Source organism: Pseudomonas sp. DW-iso3 (assembly GCF_058725305.1).
Genome location: NZ_JBZXDZ010000006.1, coordinates 153,710 through 174,075, shown reverse-complemented (window position 1 = coordinate 174,075; position 20,366 = coordinate 153,710). Strand labels below are relative to the sequence as shown.

The window sequence follows — 20,366 nt, the reverse complement described above, 5'->3', positions numbered from 1 at the left end:
TCAGATGTCTGACTCAAGGAACCCAAGGATGAACAGAAGCCTCATTGTCTTGCTTGCCACCCTCTTTACCCAGGGCGCCTGGGCGGAAACCCACAGCATCAAGGCATTCCTCGCCGACCCGGTAGCGGTGCTCGATGAGCAAGGTAAACAACAGCGCGAGTTATCGAAGCAGGAAACGCCTACGCAGCCCTTGCCGGTGTTGCAGTACAACAAGGCGCTGGACTTGGTGCAGGTGGAACTGGCCGGCCAGAAGGTCTGGTTGGACACGATGGACCTGCGCATCGAGCCGCCGCTGAACGTGGTGGACCTACCCTGCCAAGGCCTGACCAAAAGCCAGACCAAAGACAGCCGCAACAACTCCACCATTGGTTTTGGTGCCGGCTGCAATCAATAAAAAGGAGCGCTGCGGTGAAAGGATCTCTATGGGCGGCCAGCCTGCTGGCAAGCACGCTACTCAGTGGCTGCGCCACGTTGAAGGGCGCCGATCAGGCGTTCATGAATCTGGTGGGACCTTCGACCCAATCCCGGGTGCAGGGCCATTATGTGGATAACACAGACGTGCGCCCGTATTACAAACTCGACCCGCAACGCCAGAGCCAACAACGCTTGAGCTATGACGGACGCACAGTACCCGCAGCCGAGGCTCGCCAGCAGAACCTGGTGGATATTCCGATGCTGCAGGTGTATCTGCAGGGTATTGTCACGCGCTTATCCAAGGGCTGGCCGGGCGAGTTGCCGGCCTTGCAGGTAAAAATCACCGACAGTTACAGCTTCGGCCCTTCGGCTGACCCTTACGGAAATGTGTTCGTGCCCCTGGGCATGCTGGATAACGTAGGGAGCGAAGACGAAATCGCGGCGATGCTCGGTCATGAGATGAGCCACGTATTGCTGCACCACCACGATCGCATGGCCGCCTTCCAGCAGCAGAAAGAGATGTTCACCACGGTCGCCTCCACGGTCGCGTTGGCCACCATGGCTGCCGACACGGGCGTGGATCGCAGTTCCGGCACGATGAAATTGTTCAGCAAAGACCCCGCCGGCACCCAGAAGACCATCGGAAATACCGTGCTGTATACCGCGCTGGCCAACACGTTTTCCGACCATGTCTGGAGCACCGCCTGGGGCCGCACCCAGGAAGACCAGGCCGACTTGCTTGGCACTGACTTGATGATCCGCGCCGGTTATGCGCCGCGTGCCGCCACCCACAGCCTTGAACGCCTCAGTGATTTTCAGGGCAAGCAAAAACCGTTGCTCACGGGCTTTCTGACCGCGCGTAAAAACGCCATGCAGGATTCGCTGCAGCAGTTCAACCTGAACCGGTTTACCCAGGAACTGGATGTGCTGGTCAAAGACGGCCTGACCACCAGCATCACCGCGACCGCCCAGTACTTCAATCGCTCCCATATGTCGGCAACTGATCGCGACACCGAGTTACGCCAGTACCTGCAACGCGAGTATCGCCAGGAGCGCCGTGCACGGATCAACACGCAAAGCTGGGCGAAAATGAAGAGCACGCCGCAAGTGGCGAAAGCCATGCAAGGTTACAAGGATGCCTACTTCGCCAACGACGCCCTGGAGAAAAACAAAGTCCCAGACGCTGATGGGTTCATCCGCAAAGCCTTGGCCTCTCCCGTCAAAGACCAACCCGGTATCCGCCGCACCGCCTACACCGTGCGGCTGGCCCAGGGCCGGAGCGGCGAAGCGCTGAAAGAGCTGCAAGCGATCAAGGACTGGAGCCTGGCGGGCCCCTCCACCTTCGACCTGATGATCAGCTATCACCTCAAACGCGGAGATGGGCAGTCGGCGCTGGCGATGATCGACAAGGCGGAACGTCACCTCGGCTCTGAAGAACTGTTCATTACCGAGAAATTATTGGCTAACCAGCAAGTGCAAAATGCGCAGCAGGTGCAAACCGTGCTGCGCAAGTGTGAGCAATATCCGGCACGTAAAGAGAACTGCAAAAAACTCGTGCCGGCCAAAGCCTGACGTTTAGTGACCGGCGCTTTGCCCACCGTCTACATGCAGAATTTCGCCGGTCACAAACCCGGCGTTCTCCAGGTAGACAATCGCCTGGGCGATGTCACTCACCTCGCCCATGTGCCCGACCGGATGCAATTGCCCGAGCGCCGCGTGGGTTTCCGCGCCGTGCATCGGCGTCTTGATGATCCCCGGGCTCACCGCGTTCACCCGGATGCCACGTTTGGCGTACTCGATCGCCAGGGACTTGGTGGCCGAATTCAGTCCGCCCTTGGTGAGGTTCGCGAGTACCGACGGCACGCCGTCAATCGCGTGATCCGCCAGGCTGGTGGTGACGTTGACGATGTGGCCGGCGTTGTTTTTTTCCATTTCGGCAATGGCGAGTTGGGTGATGTAAAAGAAGCCGTTGAGGTTCACCGCGAGGACGTTGGCGTAGTCCTCTTGCGTGTAGGCCGTGAACGGTTTGGCGACGAAGATACCGGCGTTGTTGATCAGGCTGTCGATGCGCCCGAAGGTGGCCAGGGTTTCGTGGATGACGCGCTGGGCGGTGGCCCGGTCAGCAATGTCGCCGGCGACGGTGAGGATGTCCGGGTCGGTGGATGGCTGGATCGAGCGCGAAGTAGCGACCACGCGGTAGTCGAGGGCACGGTAGGCCTGGACCACGGCAGCACCGATACCTTGGGATGCGCCGGTGATGATGACGACTTTCTTCATGAGGATTCTCCAGTAGGGATTCAGGCTTGGGATTTGCGGTATTCGGTGGTGGTGATACCCGCATAGCCCCAGTTGTCGGTGTCGACTTCTTCGATGACGATGTGGGTCAGATCGGGGCGTTTGTGCAGGACGCGTTCGAGGGTTTCGGTGAACTCGGCGATGACCTGGGCTTTTTGCTCCGAGGTAACGCCGTCACGGGTGATGCGCAGGCTGACAAAGGGCATGGCAGGGACTCCAGTGGCCGGCCATCGGGGTGATGGGCGGGCAGTGAGGTCAATTTAGGCTTGCGTCGGGGAGGGATAAAGGTGGGGCCGAGTACTTCATTCGTACTGCGGTGTAACAAGACCGCAGCGCACTAGCGCGCATAAAAAAACCCCGAACCAGTCGGGGTTTTTTATCGCCTGGAATCAGGCACGACGCCGGATCATTAGAAAACGTTGATCGGGTAGTCGGCGAACAGACGGATTTCGTTACCGCCCACGTTGTACTGGTCGGCGTTATTGGACACGCGCAGCCACGACGCACGCGCACGCAGGCTCAGGTCTTTGGCTGGACCGCTCTGTACGACGTATTTGAACTGGTTCCAGATTTCACGCTCGGTGCCATCGCCACGGTTGGTACCGTCGTCAATGTTGGTACCGCGCACGTAGGCAACGTTGTAGGTCAGGCCCGGTACGCCGAAGGTGGCGAAGTCGATGCCGTAGCCAAGCTGCCAGGAACGCTCGTCCTTGCCGTTGAAGTCGGACCAGTAGGAGTTCGCCAGCAAGATGGTGTTACCACCGTCACCGATGCCGCCAGCGTTGCGGTAGCCGCCGTAGAGGTAGCCGGTGTCGCCGGTGCTGCGCTGGTGAGCGACGGTGAAGCTGTGCGGGCCGACAGCCCACGTAGCGCCCAGGCTCCAGATCTTGTTGTCACGGGCGTCAGCGTCTTTCTGGTTTTCCAGGGCGAAGCTGCGGTCCAGCTTGGTTTTGTAGCCGTTGAAGTCAAACGTCAGCGACTGCTTTTCTGGCAGGGCCAGCACGTAGTTGACGTTGACGTATTGCTTCTTCAGCACGTCCTGCATATCGGAGGCGTACAGGGCAGCCGACAGGCTTTCGGTGAATTTGTAGCTACCACCGATGTAGTCGATGCTTTTCAGGCGACCGCTGTCGGTGCCTTCCATGCTCTTGCGGGCTTCTTTGGTGAAGTGACCTGCGTCCAGTTGCAGACCGGCGATCTCTTTGGAAACGATCGACGTACCGGTGTAGGTTTCCGACAACAGACGGGAGTTGTCGTACTGCAGCACAGGCACGGCCGGGAACTGATCACCGTACTTGAGCACGGTGTTGGAAACGCGGAACTTCACGGCAGCGCCGCCCTTGGCCAGGTCGTGTGGGGCCGAGCCAGGGTTGTTCGAGCCATCAGGGTTGGTGGTGCCATTGCCCTGTTTGAAGAAGTCGATACCGCCAGCGCCGGCACGGCCTTTACCACCGTCCAGACGGATAGCGTATTGGCCAATCACGTCCACACCCACACCAACGGTGCCTTGGGTGAAGCCGGATTCGAGCTTGCCGATGAAGCCTTGGCCCCACTCGGCTTTGTCTTGCTTGCCGTTCTTGTAGTCACGGCTGATGTAGGCGTTACGTGCGGCGATGTTCAGGTGGCTGTCTTCGATAAAACCCTTCGACTGGTCCTGATCGTTTGCCATGGCTGTCGATGCGCTCAAAATCCCCAGAGCGATCAGACTCATCCGTTGCTTCAACATTTTCTTATATTCCTTATTCCTGGTTGAGTACGCGCTGTGACACCAGGCTCCATGTCGCTTTTTCTGGTGTCGACTGATTCCGGAAAAAAGAAGGCCCGCGGACGACTTAACAGGCCGCGGGCCTTTTTTTATTGGATGAGTCATGGCGGTTAGCCACAGGCGTTGGGCGCAATCCTAGTCGCGCCCGGAACTATGTGTCAATTTCGCGAATCGTCTGTATTTAGGCGAAATAATTCTAAGGAGGGGCCTACAGCCGTTCTGAAAGCGACATAAAACCGCAGCAAAACAGGCAGGAAACACATCTAGTAACATATTTCAGGCCGATACGTTTGGGAATGGATAACGCACGTAAATGCAAAGCATTACCATTAACGCAGTTTGCCTCCCTAACAATTCGGATACATTTCTCCATGCCTGCCCTTCGCCTGACGCCCATCACCCTTGGGCTCTCCGTTCTGCTGTCTGTCGGTTTTGCTTGTGCGGCCACTACCTTGCCTGAAACCTCGATCAGCGCCGAAGTTGACGAAGACGACCCACGCGTCAAAGAAACCAGCACCGCCACCCGCACCGCCACACCCGTGCGTTATGTGCCTCAGGCCATCGACTCAGTGAAGACCGAAAGCCTGCGTTCCTATGGCACTAATGACCTGGGCCAGGCATTGAGCGGCATCCCCAACGTCAGCAGCGGCGCCGACACGCGCTTCGACAGCGTGCGCATCCGGGGTTTCGACGCGAGCAATGACTTCTATCTGGATGGCATTCGCGACGACAGCCAATATGTGCGCGACCTGCACAACATCGAGCGCATCGAAGTGCTCAAGGGGCCGGCAGCCGTACTCTACGGGCGAGGCGGTCAGGGAGGAATCGTCAACCGCGTGAGCAAACTGCCTATGGCCGGGCACAAATCAAGCATCGAAGCCCAGGGCGGCAGCGACGATCTGCGCAGTGTGTACGCCGACCTCAGCACCGACCCCACGGATAACATCAGCCTGCGCCTGAACATGGGTAATCAAGACAACAACAGCTTCCGCGATGGCGTCAGCGGCAATCGCCAGTTGTTCGCTCCGTCCATGAGCTGGCAGCTCACGCCGGACCTGAACTGGCTGGTGCAATACGAATACAGCCGTTACAACCGCACGCCTGACCGTGGCATTCCCGGCGTCAACGGCCGACCCGCGGATGTCAGTCGCAGCACCACCTACTTTGATAACCGCGATTACATCGACGACAAAACCCAGTCGCTACGCTCCAAGCTGGCTTATGAACTCAATGACAACTGGCAACTGCGCCAGACCCTGGGCGTGTTCAAGCTCGACAGCGATTTCGACAATACCTATCAAACCGCCTATGTGCCGGCGACCCACAGCGTGACACGCCAACGCTGGCAGCAAGACCTCACCACCCTCAATGTCTTCAACAACGTCGAGCTGGAAGGTGGCTTCAGTACCTACGGCCTGGAACATCGCGTGCTCACCGGCCTCGAACTGGGCAGTCAGCGCCGCGATCCGAAGCTGTACACCGCCACCGCCGTCAACCGAGGCGGCCAGGCGGTGCCGAGCCTGGACCTCAGCCAGCCCAACCGCAACCTCAGCCACACCGGCCGTATGAGCGTGTCGAGCAACAACCACACCGAAGTCGAAAGCCGTGCCATTTACGTGCAGGACCAACTGCGCCTGAATGACCAATGGCAAGTCCTGGCCGGTCTGCGTTACGACCGGTTCGAAGTGGACACCCAAAACAAACTGCTCAATACCCAGCAGGACGTCAAAAGCCACAGCACCAGCCCGCGCTTCGGCCTGGTCTGGACCCCACTGGAACATCACACCTTCTATGCTTCGTGGAGCAAGACGTTTTCTCCCGCAGGCGGTGGCTTGATCGGTGTCACCCCCAACGCTGCCGGCAGCGTCAACGACCTGAGCCCCGAGCTGACCAAGCAGAAAGAGATCGGGGTCAAGAGCGACTGGCTCGACGACCGCCTGAGCACCACCCTGGCGGTGTACGAGTTGGAACTCTACAACCGCCGCACCAGCGACCCCCTGGATCGCACAATCACGCTGCTCAGCGGTTTGCAGCGCTCACGCGGCGTGGAGCTGACCGCCACCGGCAAGATCGTCGGCAACTGGTACGTGCGTGGTGGTGTCGGCCTGCAAGAGGCCACGGTCGAGAAGGATAACAACGGCTTTGAAGGCAAGCGCGTCAGCGATGTGGCCAAACGCAATGCCAGCCTGTTCATTACCTGGAAACCGGAGATGGGCTGGTACGCGGAAACCGGCTTGACCCTGGTCGGCGATCGCTATGCCGACAACCTCAACACCGTGGTGCTGCCGGGCTATGGTCGCTGGGATGCGTTGGCTGGGTTCCGCCAGAAGGAATGGGACGTCAGGGCGGCGCTGAACAATATCGCGGATAAAACCTACTACGCGTCGGCGACCAGTGTGGCGCAAATTCAGCCGGGAGAACCGCGTAGCGTGGTAGTGACGGGCACTTACAGCTTCTAATGCAGCGCCTCTCCCTGTAGGAGCCGGCAAGCCGGCGCCTACAGGCTCTTCAACAAATCGCACAACACGTGCACTTCATCCTCACTGAACAACCCCGCCGGATAACGTTCACTCATCACGCTGCGCCAGTCAGGCTGTTGCCTGATCTGCCGCGGGCCGTTTTCCCTCAACCAGAGCGCCAGCACATGGATCGCGTCGCCGTTGACCCGCAAAGGGTGGGACGTGCGCGTGTACATCAGGTTGATATCGGCATTCATTTCAGCGCTCTCTCCTACTGCGTGAGCGGCTAACTTACTCAAGGTTTATGACAGAACTGCGCAGTCATCGCCTTGAGCCACTGTCACACCGGCGATACAAGAGCTATGCCAATGTCTCGTGTTCATAGGCGTTTGGCCACAAAAAAGCCCGCGACCTGTCTGGGTCGCGGGCTTGTTGTGGACGCCTGAACCGATCAGCGCCGGTTCGTCGTCATGGGGCTGTTACAACTGCACTCAGTTTTTGTGCGGCGCTGGCTGTTGTTGGGTCAGGCAGTGGATATTGCCGCCACCCAGTAACAGTTCGCGACCCGGCACCATCACCACTTCATGCTGCGGGAACAGGTCCTGCAGGATAGCCTTGGCCTGGCTGTCCAGCGGGTCGTCGAAGCTCGGCGCGATGATGCCACCGTTGACGATCAGGAAGTTGACGTAGGAACCCGCCAACCGCACCGTCGGATTACGTTCCTGGGTGCCGTCAACCGGGTCGACACCCTCACATTCTTCCTCGGTCGCGTACAGCGGGCCCGGAATCGGCATTTTATGCACTGTGAACGAGCGGCCCTGGGCGTCAGTGCTGCTTTGCAGCACGTCCATGGCGGCGTGGCAGCGCGCGTAGTTCGGGTCTTGCGGGTCGTCAGTCCAGGCCAGCAGCACTTCGCCCGGGCGCACGTAGCAGCAGAAGTTATCCACATGGCCGTCAGTTTCGTCGTTGAACAAGCCGTCCGGCAACCAGATGATCTTATCCACAGCCAGATTGGCGCTCAGCACCGCTTCGATCTCGGCACGGTCGAGGTGCGGGTTGCGATTGCGGTTGAGCAGGCATTCTTCGGTGGTGATCAGGGTGCCTTCGCCGTCGACATGGATCGACCCACCTTCCAGCACAAAGCCTTCGGTGCGATAGCGTGGCGCGCGTTCGATTTCGAGGATCTTGCCGCCGACTTGCGAATCGCGGTTCCACGGCGAATACAGGCCGCCGTCGAAACCGCCCCAGGCGTTGAAGTCCCAGTTCACGCCGCGCACCTCACCGCTGTCGTTGATCACGAAGGTCGGGCCAGTGTCCCGTACCCAGGCGTCATCGCTGGACATTTCCACCACGCGGATGTTCGGCACATCCAGGCGCGCGCGGGCGTTTTCGTATTGACCGGCGGAAACCGCCACCGTGACCGGTTCAAAACGTGCAATGGCCTTGGCCACCGCCACATGAGCCGCCTGCGCCGGTTTGCCGCCCAGGCGCCAGTTGTCCGGGCGCTCAGGCCAGATCATCCAGACCTGAGTCTGTGGTGCCCATTCGGCAGGCATGCGGAAGCCATCGGCGCGTGGGGTGCTGTGCAGGGTGGTCATGGCGATCAGGACTCCGAATGGGGGTAAAGCCGACTTTATAACGGATAAAAATCGGCTTTAGAAGCGACAAAACATCATGGCTGATAACCATGAGATTATTTAGCCGATAAGAATCGACTATCTATAACTGTTCATCCAGCACTTTCGACAGCATGTCGACGAAGAAATCCACACTGTGTCGAGACGTGACCATCGGCGGCTTGATCTTGAGGATGTTCAAATAATCCCCCGTCGGTTGCATGAAAATCCCCAATTCCCGCAGGCGATCACACAGCAACGTGGTCTCTTCAGTAGCGGGTTCCAGGGTTTGCCGATCGCGGACCAACTCCAGTCCAAGATAAAAACCTGAGCCGTGGACAGCCCCCACTAACGGATGACGATCAATCAGTTCTTCCAACCGGGCCTTGAAATGCCCACCAACCACCCGGGCGTTTTCCCACAACTTTTCCTCTTCCATCACATCCAGCACGGCCATTCCGATCCGGCAACTCACCGGACTGCCTCCCGACGACGAGAAGAAATACCCCTCAGCTTCCAGCGCCTCGGCGATTTCCCGCCGAGTAATGACCGCGCCCAGCGGCTGGCCATTCCCCATACCCTTGGCCATTGTAATGATGTCAGGCACCACGCCTTGCTCTTCAAAGCCCCAGAAGAAATGCCCCATACGGCCGTAACCCACCTGCACTTCATCGGCGATGCACACGCCACCCTGGGCGCGGACGAGTCCGTACACCTGCTGCAAATAGCCCGGCGGCAACGAGATGCCACCTGCATTGCCATACACCGGCTCGCAGATGAAACCCGCCAGTTGGCGTTGGCTCGCGGCAATTTTCGCCAGGTTGTGCTCCACGCTTCGGACGTAATCCGGCGCACTGTCCTGCCCGCGGAACTCACCGCGATACGTATTGGGCGCGGTCACCGGGTGCACCCAGTCCGGGCGGCTGCTCAACGCCTGGGGGTTGTCGGCAATCGACGTGGACACCGCATCCGCCGCCACCGACCAGCCGTGGTACGCCTCCAGCACGCTGAGCATGTCGCGTCCGCCGCTGTATGCCCAGGCCAGGCGGATCGCCAAATCATTGGCCTCGGTGCCGCTGTTGACCAGGAACACCCGGTCCATGCCCTCAGGCGCCAGCGCCAGCAAACGCTCGGAAAATTCGGCAACGGCCGCGTAATGGAAACGCGAGTTGGTATTGAGCAACGACCACTGCCGCGCTGCCACTGCCGCCATGCGCGGATGACCATGGCCCAGTACGGCGACGTTGTTGAGCATGTCCAGGTAGGAACGGCCCTGCATGTCAATCAGGTGGTTGCGCCAGCCACGTTCGATGCGTGGCGGGTCGGCGTAATAGTGCTTTTGCGAACGGGCGAAACTGGCGTCGCGGCGGGCCAGCAAGGCCTCAGGGTCCAACTCGGGTTCGGCGTCGCAGGCCAGGCCCAACAGCGCGGCCGGCGATGGGCACAGCGATTGCCATGCCTGTGCCCGTGACGGCGTGCAAAACAACGGTGCGGGCACGTCAGCACGGCACAGTTGCACAATGAGCGGGCCTTCGACTTCACCGATCACCTGGCCCTTGAGCACTGCGGCACCTGGCTGCAACAGTGCTTTCATGCCCCATAGCCACACGCTTGCCTCACTGCTGTGCACCTGAAGCCCACCGTTGGCGCCCGGTCGTACAACACCTGCAAACGGCGCTTCAACCGATGTACCCAAAGGCACGTGCAGTTCGACATGCAACGGGAACGTCTCTGGCTCAATCGCGCTGTCAGGCTGGGTCTGCGACAAACGGTATTGCCCATAGCGACTTGCCGCCAGGCCATGCACCGCCGCCGCCTCCTGCAACAGCCGTTGATCGACCCCCGGTTGTTCCCAGTTACCCGCCTCGAAATGCGGGCTGAGCACGCCCAGGTCGATCAACGCAAACTCACGCCCAACCAACCCCGGCAGCAACGGCGCAAAGCCTTGACTGGCGAGGGGTGCCGGCGCCTGACCGACGCAGCCCAGAATGGCCGCCTCCATCAATGCAAATGGCACTGACGTGGCTACATGGAAAATTTCCCACTCATGCTCGGCGTTTTTCAGCAGGTAGCGGTTATCCGGATCCAGGCGTTGCTGCTGCTCGCTGCTCAGCACCAGCACCGCCGCACGGGCGACGATCAGCGGCCACAGCGCCAGCAGTTCTTCGTGCTGCAACGGCGTGACCGCGTGGCAGGCCTGGATCGCCGGCAGGATCGCAAAGGGATCGCCGTCAGCATGATGCAGCAACGCCGCGCAAGTCACCGACAGATCGGCAATGCGCCAGGTGTGCACAAGGTCGCCGAAATCGATCACGCCCTGAATCTGCCAGTGCCGTTGCGCATCGCGCTGCCACACCACGTTGTCGTCGGTGATGTCCATGTGCACCGCCTGCCACGGCAAGTGATCGGCCAAGGGGCGGATACGCGCTTCGACCTGCTCGGCCACTTGCTCCAGTGCCAGGCGATGCGGCAGGTTTTCCAAGGTCGCCAACAGATGCTTGATCAATGCCTGGGCATGGCGCGGGTCCCACTGCAGCGTGCGTTGCAGGCCCGGATGCTCGAACCGCGCCAGCGCCTGGCTCATCCGCCCACACAGGTCACCAAACCCTGCGATCACCCCGCGCCCCAGGTGGGGCAGATGGGTCAACGGCTGGCCATCGATGTACTCCAGCACGCGCACGTGCAGGGCTTGACCTTCGAGGTTCAGGGTCAACAGCGCTTCCCCGGTCAAAGACTTGATGACCTTGGGTACGCGTACCGTCTGCAGCCTATCAAGCGCAGCGTGCTGGGCGTGCAGTTCAACAGCGTCGTAGTCGCCCCGACAGATTTTCAGAACAAACCGGCCGCGGGGGCTGTCGACTCTGTAGTTGAGGTCTTGCTGACTGCCCAATGATTGCAAGATGCCAGCTAGGCCGTAATGTTGCGCGAGCAGTTGAGCCACCTGATCGGTGCCCACTTGCGGGCAGGGTAGACTGGCGCGATGGATCAGGGTGGCGAGCGGCATTGTGACGACCTCGGTTTTTTTAGGCGTCTATATCGCCATTGTTCTGGTGGATAAGGCAACCCCTAGTCACACCGCGCTTGCGCCACCTCGCCACACAACTCAAGCTATGCTCCATTCGCTTAATGTCCGTCTAAGGAAAAGGCCCTCCGACATGCGCATTCTCATCACCGGTGGTGCCGGTTTTATTGGCTCTGCCCTGATCCGTCACCTGATTCAACACACCGAGCACGAAGTCCTCAACCTGGACAAACTCACCTATGCGGGCAATCTGGAGTCGCTGGCCAGCATCGCGTCCAACAGCCGCTATGAGTTCGTCCAGGCCGATATCATCGACCAGGCCACTGTCAGCGCCATACTGGAGCGCTTCGAGCCCCAGGCGATCATGCACTTGGCGGCAGAGTCCCATGTCGACCGCTCGATTGATGGCCCATCGGATTTCATTCAAACCAATATCGTCGGCACCTACAGCCTGCTGGAGGCCGCCCGCGCCTATTGGCAGACGTTGGCCGAGCCCGCCAAGGGTAACTTCCGTTTCCATCACATTTCCACTGACGAAGTGTACGGTGACCTGCACGGCGTGGATGACCTGTTCACTGAAACCACGCCCTATGCGCCCAGCTCGCCGTACTCTGCGAGCAAGGCGGCGTCCGACCACCTGGTACGCGCATGGCAACGCACCTATGGCCTGCCGGTGCTGCTCACGAACTGTTCGAACAACTACGGGCCGTTCCACTTCCCCGAGAAGCTGATCCCCTTGGTGATCCTCAACGCACTCGCGGGCAAACCATTGCCGGTCTATGGCAATGGCTTACAAGTACGTGACTGGCTGTTTGTCGAGGACCATGCCCGCGCGCTGCTGAAAGTAGTGACCGAGGGTATCGTCGGCGAAACCTATAATATCGGCGGTCACAATGAGCAAAAAAACATCGATGTCGTGCGTGGCATCTGCCAATTGCTGGAAGAGTTGGCACCCCAACGCCCCAGCGGCGTCGAAAAATTCGCCGACCTGATCACGTTCGTCAAAGACCGCCCCGGCCACGATCAGCGTTATGCAATCGATGCCAGCAAGATTGAACGCGAGCTAGGCTGGGTTCCTGAAGAAACCTTCGAATCCGGTTTGCGCAAGACCGTGCAGTGGTACCTCGATAACCTGGAATGGTGCCGCAGGGTCCAGGATGGCAGCTATCAGGGCGAACGTTTAGGCAACACTGACTTTAAGGATTTGATCGCATGATGAAGGGAATCGTATTGGCCGGCGGGTCCGGCACACGTTTGCACCCCATTACCCTGGGTGTGTCCAAGCAGTTGTTGCCGGTGTACGACAAGCCGATGATCTACTACCCGATCTCCGTGCTGATGCTGGCGGGTATCAAGGACATCCTGGTGATTTCCACCCCCGTGGACTTGCCGCAATACCGCAACTTGCTGGGCGATGGCAGCCAGTTTGGCGTGCGTTTCAGCTACGCCGAGCAGCCAACCCCGGATGGCCTGGCCCAGGCGTTCATCATTGGTGAAGAGTTCATCGGCGATGATCCTGTGTGCCTGATCCTGGGCGACAATATCTTCCATGGTCAGCATTTCGGCGAACAACTGCTTGGTGCGGCCAAGCGAGCGTCTGGCGCTACTGTTTTCGGCTACTGGGTCAAGGACCCGGAGCGCTTTGGCGTGATCGACTTCGACAGCGAGGGCCGTGCCCTCTCCATCGAAGAAAAGCCGGCGAAGCCAAAATCCAGCTATGCCGTGACCGGCCTGTACTTCTACGACAACGACGTGATCAAGATCGCCAAGGCGGTCAAGCCTTCGCCCCGTGGCGAGTATGAGATTACCGACGTCAACAACGCCTACCTCAAGCGCGGCGACCTGCATGTAGAGCGTTTCGGCCGTGGTTTTGCCTGGCTGGATACGGGCACCCATGACAGCTTGCTGGAGGCCTCGCAGTACGTGCAGACCATCGAGCACCGCCAAGGCCTGAAAGTAGCTTGCCTAGAAGAAGTCGCCTATGAAAACGGCTGGATCAACCGCGAGCACCTGCTGGAACGTGCCAAATACTTCGGCAAGACCGGCTATGGCCAATACCTGTACTCGCTGGCTGGAGAGAATCAGTGAACGTCATTGAAACCTCGCTGCCCGACGTGCTGATCATCGAACCCAAGGTGTTCGGTGATGAACGTGGCTTCTTCTACGAAAGTTTCAACGCCCGGGCTTTTGAAGAGGCAACGGGTCTCAAGCGTCAGTTTGTTCAGGACAACCACTCACGCTCCCAGAAGGGCGTGCTGCGTGGCCTGCATTACCAACTCGAACACACCCAAGGCAAACTGGTGCGTGTCACCGCCGGTGAAGTATTGGACGTAGCCGTCGATATCCGCCGCAGCTCGCCGAATTTCGGCCAGTGGGTGGGTGTACGCTTATCGGCCCAGAATCACCGCCAACTATGGGTGCCGGAAGGTTTTGCGCATGGATTCGTGGTACTGAGCGAACACGCCGAGTTCCTGTACAAAACCACTGACTACTACCAGCCCAGTGCCGAACGCTGCATCCTGTGGAATGACCCGACACTGGCAATCGACTGGGAGCTGAGCGAGGCGCCACAGCTGTCCGCCAAGGACCAGGCGGGTAAACCCTTGATGGAAGCTGACGTGTTCCCATGAAAATCTTGATCACCGGCCAACATGGCCAAGTCTCCCGCGAGCTGCAACTGCGGCTCCAAGGCCTGGGCGAGCTCGTCGTCCTGGGACGCGACCAGCTTGACCTGGCCGAAGCGGAGCACATTCGCCAGCAGGTGCGGGCCCATCGCCCTCACCTGATCATCAACGCAGCGGCCCACACGGCCGTCGATCTGGCCGAGAGCGAGCCGGACGCGGCCTTCGCCATCAATGCCATCGCCCCGGGCATCCTTGCCGAAGAGGCCAAGGCGCTGGGCATCCCGCTGATCCACTATTCCACCGACTACGTGTTCGACGGCAGCAAACCTGCCCCCTACCGCGAAACCGACACGCCGAACCCGCTGGGCGTCTACGGCCAGAGCAAACTGGCGGGCGAGCAGGCGATTGCGGCCGTCGGCGGCGAATACCTCATTCTGCGCACCAGTTGGGTCTACTCCAACCACGGCAAGAACTTCCTGCTGACCATGCAGCGGCTGCTGCAGGAGAAGCCGCAAATGCGCATCGTCGCCGACCAGATCGGCGCGCCGACCTGGGCCGGCAGCATTGCCAACAGCACGCGCGCGTTGATCGAACGCTGGCAAGCAGGCGAACCGGGGGAATGGGGCATTTATCACCTGAGTGCTCAAGGCGAAACCTCCTGGTTCGGTTTTGCCGAAGCCATTGGCGACCACCTGCGTCAGCAAGGCAAAGCCTGCGCCGAACTGGAGCCCATCCCGTCCAGCGCTTATCCGACGCCCGCCAAGCGCCCGCTGAACTCGCGCCTCGATTGCAGCCGCCTGCAGCAGCAATGGCACGTCAGCCAGCCACACTGGCAAGACGCATTGCGCGAGTGTCTTGCACTGCAGCACTAGGCATAATGCGCCTGTACCCACAGGCGCATGACTCTCATGACTCCACCCCTTCCGCGTAGACCCCGCTGGCGCAGCCTCGCCTTGTTGGCGTTGTGCCTGGCACCGCTGCTGTGGCCGCTGGAGCACCTGGCCGAGCGCTATTACCGCAGCGAGTTGGCCGGGCAGAACCGCCAGACCCTCGACCTGTACGTGGCCAACCTGCTCGGGACCCTGCACCGCTATGAGGTGCTGCCGCAGATCCTTGGCGACTTGCCGGCTTTGCGCACCGCGCTGGATGCGCCTGGGGTGAGCACCAACCTGGTCAACGCCAACCTGCTGCTCAAGGACGTCGCCGCCCAGGCCGGGGTGGAGGTGATGTACCTGATGGACACCACCGGCAAGACACTGGCTGCATCCAACTGGGATAAACAGGACAGCTTCGTCGGGCGTAATTTCTCGTTCCGGCCGTATTTCAGCGAAGCCATGGCCGGGCGCCTGGGGCGGTTCTTCGGCTTGGGCACCACCTCCGCCAAGCGCGGTTACTTCTTTGCCGCCGCCGTGCGCGATGGCGATACGATCATCGGTGTGCTGGTGGTCAAGGTCGACCTGGACCACACCGAAAGTCTGTGGGGTAACACCCCGGAGCAACTGCTGGTCACCGACCATAACGGTGTGGTGATCCTGACGTCGCGCCCACAATGGCGATTCCGCGCCACCCGACCGCTGACCGCCGAAGAACGCCGGGCCATTATCGCCATCCAGCCCTACCCGACCCGCGACCCGCAACCACTGAGCCTGAGCAACACCGCCTGGTTGCGCCAATCCACAGCCATCGCCGAGACCGGCTGGAACGTGGAAATCCTCGCACCACGCTCGCTGATCAGCCGTCCGGTGCGCACGGTGGTGGCAGTCGGCGGCGCGACGCTGCTGGTGTTGATGCTGCTGCTGGGCTTGATGATGCAACGTCGCCGCCATTACCTGGAACGCATTGCGTTCGAAGCCAAGGCCCGTCGCGAGCTGGAAGCGCGAGTGGTCGAGCGGACCAGTGACCTCGAAGGCCTCAACCGGCGCCTGAAGCAGGAAGTGCTGGAGCGCGAACACGCGCAGCAGGAACTGGTGCGTGCCCAGGATGACCTGGTGCAGGCGGGCAAATTGTCGGCGCTGGGCACCATGTCGGCAAGCATCAGCCATGAACTCAACCAGCCCCTGGCGGCGATTCGCAGCTATGCAGAGAACGCTGAAATCCTGCTCGACCATGAGCGCACCACGGATGCGCGGGGCAACCTCAAGCTGATCAGCGAACTGACCGGACGCATGGCCTCGATCATCGCCCACCTGCGCGCCTTTGCCCGTCGCGACCGCCATGCGCCCGAGAGCGTCGCCCTGCAACCGGCGCTGGACGATGCCCTGGCGCTGCTGGCCAAGCGGCGGCGGTCGATGGAGGTGGAACTGGTCCGTGACTTGCCCGAAGCCACCCTCTGGGTACAGGCGGGCGAAACCCGTTTGCGCCAGGTTCTGGGCAACCTGCTGGCCAACGCCCTCGACGCCCTCACCGAAAAAGGTCCGCCGCGCAAACTGTGGCTGAGTGCCGAAACCACCGATCAGGGCGTCAACCTGTACATTCGCGACAACGGCCCGGGCTTTTGCATGGAAGCCCTGGGCCGCGCCAGCGAGCCGTTCTACACCACCAAGACGCGCACCCAGGGCCTGGGGTTGGGGCTGGCGATCTGCGACACTCTGATGCGTGCCTTTGGCGGCGAACTGCTGTTTGCCAACCACAAGGAAGGCGGTGCGCTGTTAACCTTGAAATTGCGTGCCGGTGCGCCGGGCGTCAGTCTGCAACCGTCCGAGGACCGCAGTGTATGAGTATCGATAACCAGATTCAGGTGGTGTTGATCGACGATGATCCACACCTGCGTCAGGCGCTGTGCCAGACCCTGGACCTGGCCGGGCTGAACGTCCTGACCCTGGGCGAAGCCACCGGCCTCACTGCGCGCCTGTCGCGGGACTGGCCGGGCGTGGTGGTCAGCGACATCCGCATGCCCGGCATGGACGGCCTGGAGCTGCTCGCCGAGCTGCACGGCCAGGACCCGGAGTTGCCGGTGCTGCTGATCACCGGCCACGGCGATGTGCCGCTGGCGGTGCAGGCCATGCGTGCCGGGGCCTATGACTTCCTGGAAAAACCTTTCGCCAGCGACGCCCTGCTCGACAGTGTGCGCCGCGCCCTGGCCCTGCGCCGCCTGGTGCTGGACAACCGCAGCCTGCGCCTGGCCCTTAGCGACCGTCAGCAGTTGAGCACGCGACTGGTGGGCCACTCGCCGCAAATGCTGCGCCTGCGCGAGCAGATCGGCGCTCTGGCCGCGACCCGGGCTGATGTGCTGATCCTTGGCGAAACCGGCGCCGGCAAAGAGGTGGTCGCCCGCGCGCTGCACGATTTGTCGAGCCGCCGTAGCGGGCCTTTTGTGGCAATCAACGCCGGAGCATTGGCCGAGTCGGTCGTGGAGAGCGAACTGTTCGGCCATGAGCCGGGCGCCTTTACCGGCGCGCAGAAACGCCGTATCGGCAAGTTCGAATTCGCCAACGGCGGCACCTTGTTCCTCGATGAAATCGAAAGCATGAGCCTGGATGTTCAGGTCAAACTCTTGCGTCTGTTGCAGGAGCGCGTGGTGGAACGCCTGGGCGGCAATCAGCTGATCCCACTGGATATCCGCATCATCGCCGCCACCAAGGAAGACCTGCGCCAGTCCGCCGACCAGGGCCGTTTCCGTGCCGACCTGTATTACCGCCTCAACGTGGCGCCGCTGCGCATTCCACCCCTGCGCGAGCGCGGCGAAGATGCGTTGATGCTGTTCCAGCACTTCGCCGACGAAGCCAGCAGCCGCCACGGCCTGCCGCTGCATGAACTGCAACCGGGGCAGCGCGCGCTGTTATTGCGCCATAGCTGGCCGGGCAATGTGCGCGAATTGCAGAACGCGGCAGAGCGCTTTGCCCTGGGCCTGGAACTGGCGCTGGATAACACGCCGGACAATCCATCAGCTGGCACCCTGACCTCTACGCCCGGTGGCTTGAGCGAGCAAGTCGAGCAGTTCGAAAAAAGCCTGATTGCCGCCGAGCTGACCCGCCCCCACAGCTCCATGCGCAGCCTCGCGGAAGCCCTAGGCGTCCCGCGCAAGACCCTGCACGACAAACTACGCAAGCATGGCCTGAACTTCGCCAACCAAAGCAGCGACGACGAATGACAGCCCCCACCCGCCAAGAGGCCCCCATGAGCCGCGACAGCCGTTACCTGGAATCCATTCTTCACCACGACATCCCTCTCACACGGGACATGGGCCTAAAGGTGCTCGACTGGACACAGGGGCAGTTGGAACTGCATCTGCCCTTGCAAGCCAACATCAATCACAAGAGCACCATGTTCGGCGGCAGCCTGTATTGCGGCGCGGTACTGGCGGGCTGGGGCTGGCTGCACTTGCAGTTGCGTGAAGAAGGGATTGAAGACGGGCATATCGTGATCCAGGAAGGCCAGATCAGTTACCCGTTGCCGGTTACGCGGGATGCGACGGTGGTGTGCCCGTCGCCGGAGGAAAAGGTGTGGAAGCGGTTTGTGGCGACGTACAAGCGCTATGGCCGCGCGAGGCTGACGCTGGAGACGTGGGTTGTGAATGAGGGCAGTGAAGCGCGAGCAGTCGTTTTCACCGGCCAATACGTCCTGCACCGCTAAAAGCTCCGGCACCGCCCACTGTAGGAGCGAGCTTGCTCGCGAAAAACCTGAGAGCGCCGCGATCAACCAGGGTCACTGCGTTATCGTTGACGATTTTCGCGAGCAAGCTCGCGCCTACACAAGGCGTCAGGAACGGGCGAGGGTCAGCAATCGCTCGCGCCATGCGGCTTTGGCCGGCAACGCTAAAAAGAACGGGTTCAACAACGATGCCCGCGCCGGGTAGCTGAACGGCTCACCGCTCAATTCCAGCACTTCCCCTCCTGCGCCTTCCAGCACACCCTGGGCCGCCGCCGTGTCCCACTGCGAGGTCGGCGCCAGGCGCGGATAGCAATCCGCACTGCCCTCGGCCAACAGGCAGAACTTCAGCGAGCTGCCGATATTCGCCAACTTCAACGCGCCCAGGCCTTCACTCAAGCCATCCAACAGACGCTCCTGCTCCGGGCTGGTATGCCGGCGACTCGCGACCACGGTAAACGACTCGCCCGCTGCTGGCGCCTCGCGCACTTGAATCTGCTTGGGTGCTTCATTCACATCGGAGCGCCAGGCGCCCAGGCCCGCACCCCCGAAGTAGCAACGCCCATTGGTGGGCATCGACACCACGCCAAACACCACGCGCCCTTGTTCGATCAACGCGATGTTCACGGTAAATTCTTCGCTGCCGGAGATAAACTCCTTGGTACCGTCCAACGGGTCCACCAGCCACCAGCGCTGCCAGCCGGCGCGCACGTTCTGGTCAATGTCGGCGTCTTCCTCGGACAGCACCGGAATGCTGGGGTCCAGTGCGGTCAGGCCCGCCAGGATCAAGTGATGGGCGGCCAAATCCGCTGCCGTCACCGGCGAATCATCGGCTTTGGAGGTGACGGCCACGTCGGCACGCCAGAACGGCAATATCACTTCACCAGCCTGACGAGCCAGTTCAATCACAGGGGCAATAAACGGGTGGCCTAAAAAAAGCTCGCTCATGCGGTAAACGCTCCACGCTGGGTCAACAGGTCTCGTACCAGGTACAGCGCGGCCAGGGCACGGCCTTCGCTGAATTGCTCGTTCTGCGCGAGCATCGACAGCTCGCGCAGATTGACCCGGTCCACACGCATCGGCTCAGGTTCATCGCCTTCCAGGCGCTCTTCATAAAGATCGGTGGCCAATACCACCTGGATTTTCTGGCTCATGTAGCCAGGCGACAGCGACAGTTCGGTGAGGTGTTCCAACTGACGTGCGCCGTAACCAGCCTCTTCCTTGAGTTCCCGGTCTGCCGCCGCCAATACGTCTTCGCCGGGTTCGATCAAGCCCTTGGGCAAGGACAATTCGTATTCGTCGGTGCCGCCGCAGTACTCTTCCACCAGCAACGCATGGTCTGCGTCGATCATTGCTACGATCATCACTGCGCCGTAACCGGCACCGCGACCCACCAGGCGCTCGTAGGTCCGCTCGACGCCATTGGAAAAGCGCAGTTGCACTTCCTCCACGCGGAACAAACGGCTACTGGCGACTATTTCGCGGGCGAGGACGGTGGGTTTCTGGCGCATAAGCGGCTCCTTGGCGTGATCGGGTTACTATACCGTGGCTTTTCCGATTGTCTGTGTCGGATATCTTTACTTA

The 20,366-nt window shown here is 60.8% G+C and carries 18 protein-coding genes; 10 read left to right on the top strand and 8 right to left on the bottom strand.

Annotation, left to right across the window (positions count from 1 at the left end; translation table 11 throughout):
- Positions 1–28: 28 nt before the first annotated feature.
- Both AC4PS7_RS18760 and AC4PS7_RS18755 read left to right on the top strand, forming a co-directional pair.
- Complete coding sequence (locus AC4PS7_RS18760; RefSeq protein ID WP_010214029.1) at positions 29–394, top strand: hypothetical protein; 366 nt, start codon at positions 29–31, stop codon at positions 392–394.
- 14 nt (positions 395–408) lie between these two features.
- The gene (locus AC4PS7_RS18755) at positions 409–1,986 is read left to right on the top strand and encodes a M48 family metallopeptidase (protein WP_010214031.1); all 1,578 of its coding nucleotides are present in this window, start codon (positions 409–411) and stop codon (positions 1,984–1,986) included.
- Between the two features lie 3 nt (positions 1,987–1,989).
- Here AC4PS7_RS18755 and AC4PS7_RS18750 read toward each other — a convergent pair whose 3' ends face one another.
- From AC4PS7_RS18750 to AC4PS7_RS18740, 3 genes are all read right to left on the bottom strand, one after another.
- Entirely contained in the window at positions 1,990–2,691 is a 702-nt protein-coding gene (locus AC4PS7_RS18750; RefSeq protein WP_010214032.1) for an SDR family NAD(P)-dependent oxidoreductase, read from the bottom strand.
- 20 nt (positions 2,692–2,711) lie between these two features.
- A complete protein-coding gene (locus AC4PS7_RS18745; protein WP_010214033.1) occupies positions 2,712–2,915 on the bottom strand; it encodes a tautomerase family protein in 204 nt (67 codons plus the stop codon).
- A gap of 203 nt (positions 2,916–3,118) precedes the next feature.
- Positions 3,119–4,435, bottom strand: a complete 1,317-nt coding sequence (locus AC4PS7_RS18740; protein WP_010214034.1) for an OprD family porin — start codon at positions 4,433–4,435, stop codon at positions 3,119–3,121.
- Positions 4,436–4,845: 410 nt separating this feature from the next.
- Here AC4PS7_RS18740 and AC4PS7_RS18735 point away from each other — a divergent pair, with 410 nt between their 5' ends.
- Positions 4,846–6,933, top strand: coding sequence for a TonB-dependent receptor (locus AC4PS7_RS18735; RefSeq protein WP_492179679.1), 2,088 nt, complete (start codon positions 4,846–4,848; stop codon positions 6,931–6,933).
- Between the two features lie 38 nt (positions 6,934–6,971).
- Here the strand turns inward: AC4PS7_RS18735 and AC4PS7_RS18730 are convergent, their stop codons facing one another.
- From AC4PS7_RS18730 to AC4PS7_RS18720, 3 genes are all read right to left on the bottom strand, one after another.
- Positions 6,972–7,190 carry a hypothetical protein gene (locus tag AC4PS7_RS18730; protein ID WP_010214036.1) on the bottom strand — a complete coding sequence of 73 codons (219 nt, stop codon included), beginning with the start codon at positions 7,188–7,190 and terminating at the stop codon, positions 6,972–6,974.
- Between the two features lie 234 nt (positions 7,191–7,424).
- Entirely contained in the window at positions 7,425–8,531 is a 1,107-nt protein-coding gene (aguA, locus tag AC4PS7_RS18725; RefSeq protein WP_021492336.1) for an agmatine deiminase, read from the bottom strand.
- A gap of 121 nt (positions 8,532–8,652) precedes the next feature.
- A complete protein-coding gene (locus AC4PS7_RS18720; protein WP_044286472.1) occupies positions 8,653–11,553 on the bottom strand; it encodes an aminotransferase in 2,901 nt (966 codons plus the stop codon).
- 151 nt (positions 11,554–11,704) lie between these two features.
- Between AC4PS7_RS18720 and rfbB the strand changes: the two genes are divergently transcribed.
- Genes rfbB through AC4PS7_RS18685 form a run of 7 tightly spaced genes read left to right on the top strand, consistent with a single transcriptional unit; the run spans position 11,705 to position 18,767 of the window.
- Positions 11,705–12,787 (top strand): dTDP-glucose 4,6-dehydratase, encoded by a 1,083-nt coding sequence (rfbB, locus tag AC4PS7_RS18715; protein WP_021492338.1) that lies wholly within the window; start codon positions 11,705–11,707, stop codon positions 12,785–12,787.
- Positions 12,784–13,659 (top strand): glucose-1-phosphate thymidylyltransferase RfbA, encoded by an 876-nt coding sequence (gene rfbA, locus AC4PS7_RS18710; RefSeq protein WP_021492339.1) that lies wholly within the window; start codon positions 12,784–12,786, stop codon positions 13,657–13,659. The genes rfbB and rfbA overlap by 4 nt, the downstream gene beginning before the upstream one ends.
- Entirely contained in the window at positions 13,656–14,201 is a 546-nt protein-coding gene (gene rfbC, locus AC4PS7_RS18705; RefSeq protein WP_010214044.1) for a dTDP-4-dehydrorhamnose 3,5-epimerase, read from the top strand. Before rfbA ends, rfbC begins: the two co-directional genes overlap by 4 nt.
- The gene (gene rfbD, locus AC4PS7_RS18700) at positions 14,198–15,067 is read left to right on the top strand and encodes a dTDP-4-dehydrorhamnose reductase (protein WP_137205710.1); all 870 of its coding nucleotides are present in this window, start codon (positions 14,198–14,200) and stop codon (positions 15,065–15,067) included. Before rfbC ends, rfbD begins: the two co-directional genes overlap by 4 nt.
- A 36-nt stretch (positions 15,068–15,103) precedes the next feature.
- Complete coding sequence (locus AC4PS7_RS18695; protein WP_021492341.1) at positions 15,104–16,912, top strand: sensor histidine kinase; 1,809 nt, start codon at positions 15,104–15,106, stop codon at positions 16,910–16,912.
- A complete protein-coding gene (locus AC4PS7_RS18690) occupies positions 16,909–18,285 on the top strand; it encodes a sigma-54-dependent transcriptional regulator (RefSeq protein ID WP_010214047.1) in 1,377 nt (458 codons plus the stop codon). Before AC4PS7_RS18695 ends, AC4PS7_RS18690 begins: the two co-directional genes overlap by 4 nt.
- Positions 18,286–18,311: 26 nt before the next feature.
- The gene (locus tag AC4PS7_RS18685) at positions 18,312–18,767 is read left to right on the top strand and encodes a YiiD C-terminal domain-containing protein (RefSeq protein ID WP_010214049.1); all 456 of its coding nucleotides are present in this window, start codon (positions 18,312–18,314) and stop codon (positions 18,765–18,767) included.
- 126 nt (positions 18,768–18,893) lie between these two features.
- On the opposite strand, the gene cysQ is transcribed toward AC4PS7_RS18685, so the two are convergent.
- Together cysQ and nudE are read right to left on the bottom strand one after the other, a co-directional pair.
- A complete protein-coding gene (cysQ, locus tag AC4PS7_RS18680) occupies positions 18,894–19,730 on the bottom strand; it encodes a 3'(2'),5'-bisphosphate nucleotidase CysQ (protein WP_010214052.1) in 837 nt (278 codons plus the stop codon).
- On the bottom strand, positions 19,727–20,293 hold the full coding sequence (nudE, locus tag AC4PS7_RS18675) for an ADP compounds hydrolase NudE (protein WP_010214054.1): 567 nt from the start codon (positions 20,291–20,293) through the stop codon (positions 19,727–19,729). Before nudE ends, cysQ begins: the two co-directional genes overlap by 4 nt.
- Between the last annotated feature and the right edge of the window lie 73 nt (positions 20,294–20,366).

Bases quoted from the DNA above. Each gene is read 5' to 3' on its own strand.
- AC4PS7_RS18760 (WP_010214029.1), top strand. From the start codon at position 29: ATGAACAGAAGCCTCATTGTCTTGCTTGCCACCCTCTTTACCCAGGGC.
- AC4PS7_RS18750 (WP_010214032.1), bottom strand. From the start codon at position 2,691: ATGAAGAAAGTCGTCATCATCACCGGCGCATCCCAAGGTATCGGTGCT.
- AC4PS7_RS18745 (WP_010214033.1), bottom strand. From the start codon at position 2,915: ATGCCCTTTGTCAGCCTGCGCATCACCCGTGACGGCGTTACCTCGGAG.
- AC4PS7_RS18740 (WP_010214034.1), bottom strand. From the start codon at position 4,435: ATGTTGAAGCAACGGATGAGTCTGATCGCTCTGGGGATTTTGAGCGCA.
- AC4PS7_RS18735 (WP_492179679.1), top strand. From the start codon at position 4,846: ATGCCTGCCCTTCGCCTGACGCCCATCACCCTTGGGCTCTCCGTTCTG.
- AC4PS7_RS18730 (WP_010214036.1), bottom strand. From the start codon at position 7,190: ATGAATGCCGATATCAACCTGATGTACACGCGCACGTCCCACCCTTTG.
- aguA (WP_021492336.1), bottom strand. From the start codon at position 8,531: ATGACCACCCTGCACAGCACCCCACGCGCCGATGGCTTCCGCATGCCT.
- AC4PS7_RS18720 (WP_044286472.1), bottom strand. From the start codon at position 11,553: ATGCCGCTCGCCACCCTGATCCATCGCGCCAGTCTACCCTGCCCGCAA.
- rfbB (WP_021492338.1), top strand. From the start codon at position 11,705: ATGCGCATTCTCATCACCGGTGGTGCCGGTTTTATTGGCTCTGCCCTG.
- rfbA (WP_021492339.1), top strand. From the start codon at position 12,784: ATGATGAAGGGAATCGTATTGGCCGGCGGGTCCGGCACACGTTTGCAC.
- rfbD (WP_137205710.1), top strand. From the start codon at position 14,198: ATGAAAATCTTGATCACCGGCCAACATGGCCAAGTCTCCCGCGAGCTG.
- AC4PS7_RS18695 (WP_021492341.1), top strand. From the start codon at position 15,104: ATGACTCCACCCCTTCCGCGTAGACCCCGCTGGCGCAGCCTCGCCTTG.
- AC4PS7_RS18690 (WP_010214047.1), top strand. From the start codon at position 16,909: ATGAGTATCGATAACCAGATTCAGGTGGTGTTGATCGACGATGATCCA.
- AC4PS7_RS18685 (WP_010214049.1), top strand. From the start codon at position 18,312: ATGAGCCGCGACAGCCGTTACCTGGAATCCATTCTTCACCACGACATC.
- cysQ (WP_010214052.1), bottom strand. From the start codon at position 19,730: ATGAGCGAGCTTTTTTTAGGCCACCCGTTTATTGCCCCTGTGATTGAA.
- nudE (WP_010214054.1), bottom strand. From the start codon at position 20,293: ATGCGCCAGAAACCCACCGTCCTCGCCCGCGAAATAGTCGCCAGTAGC.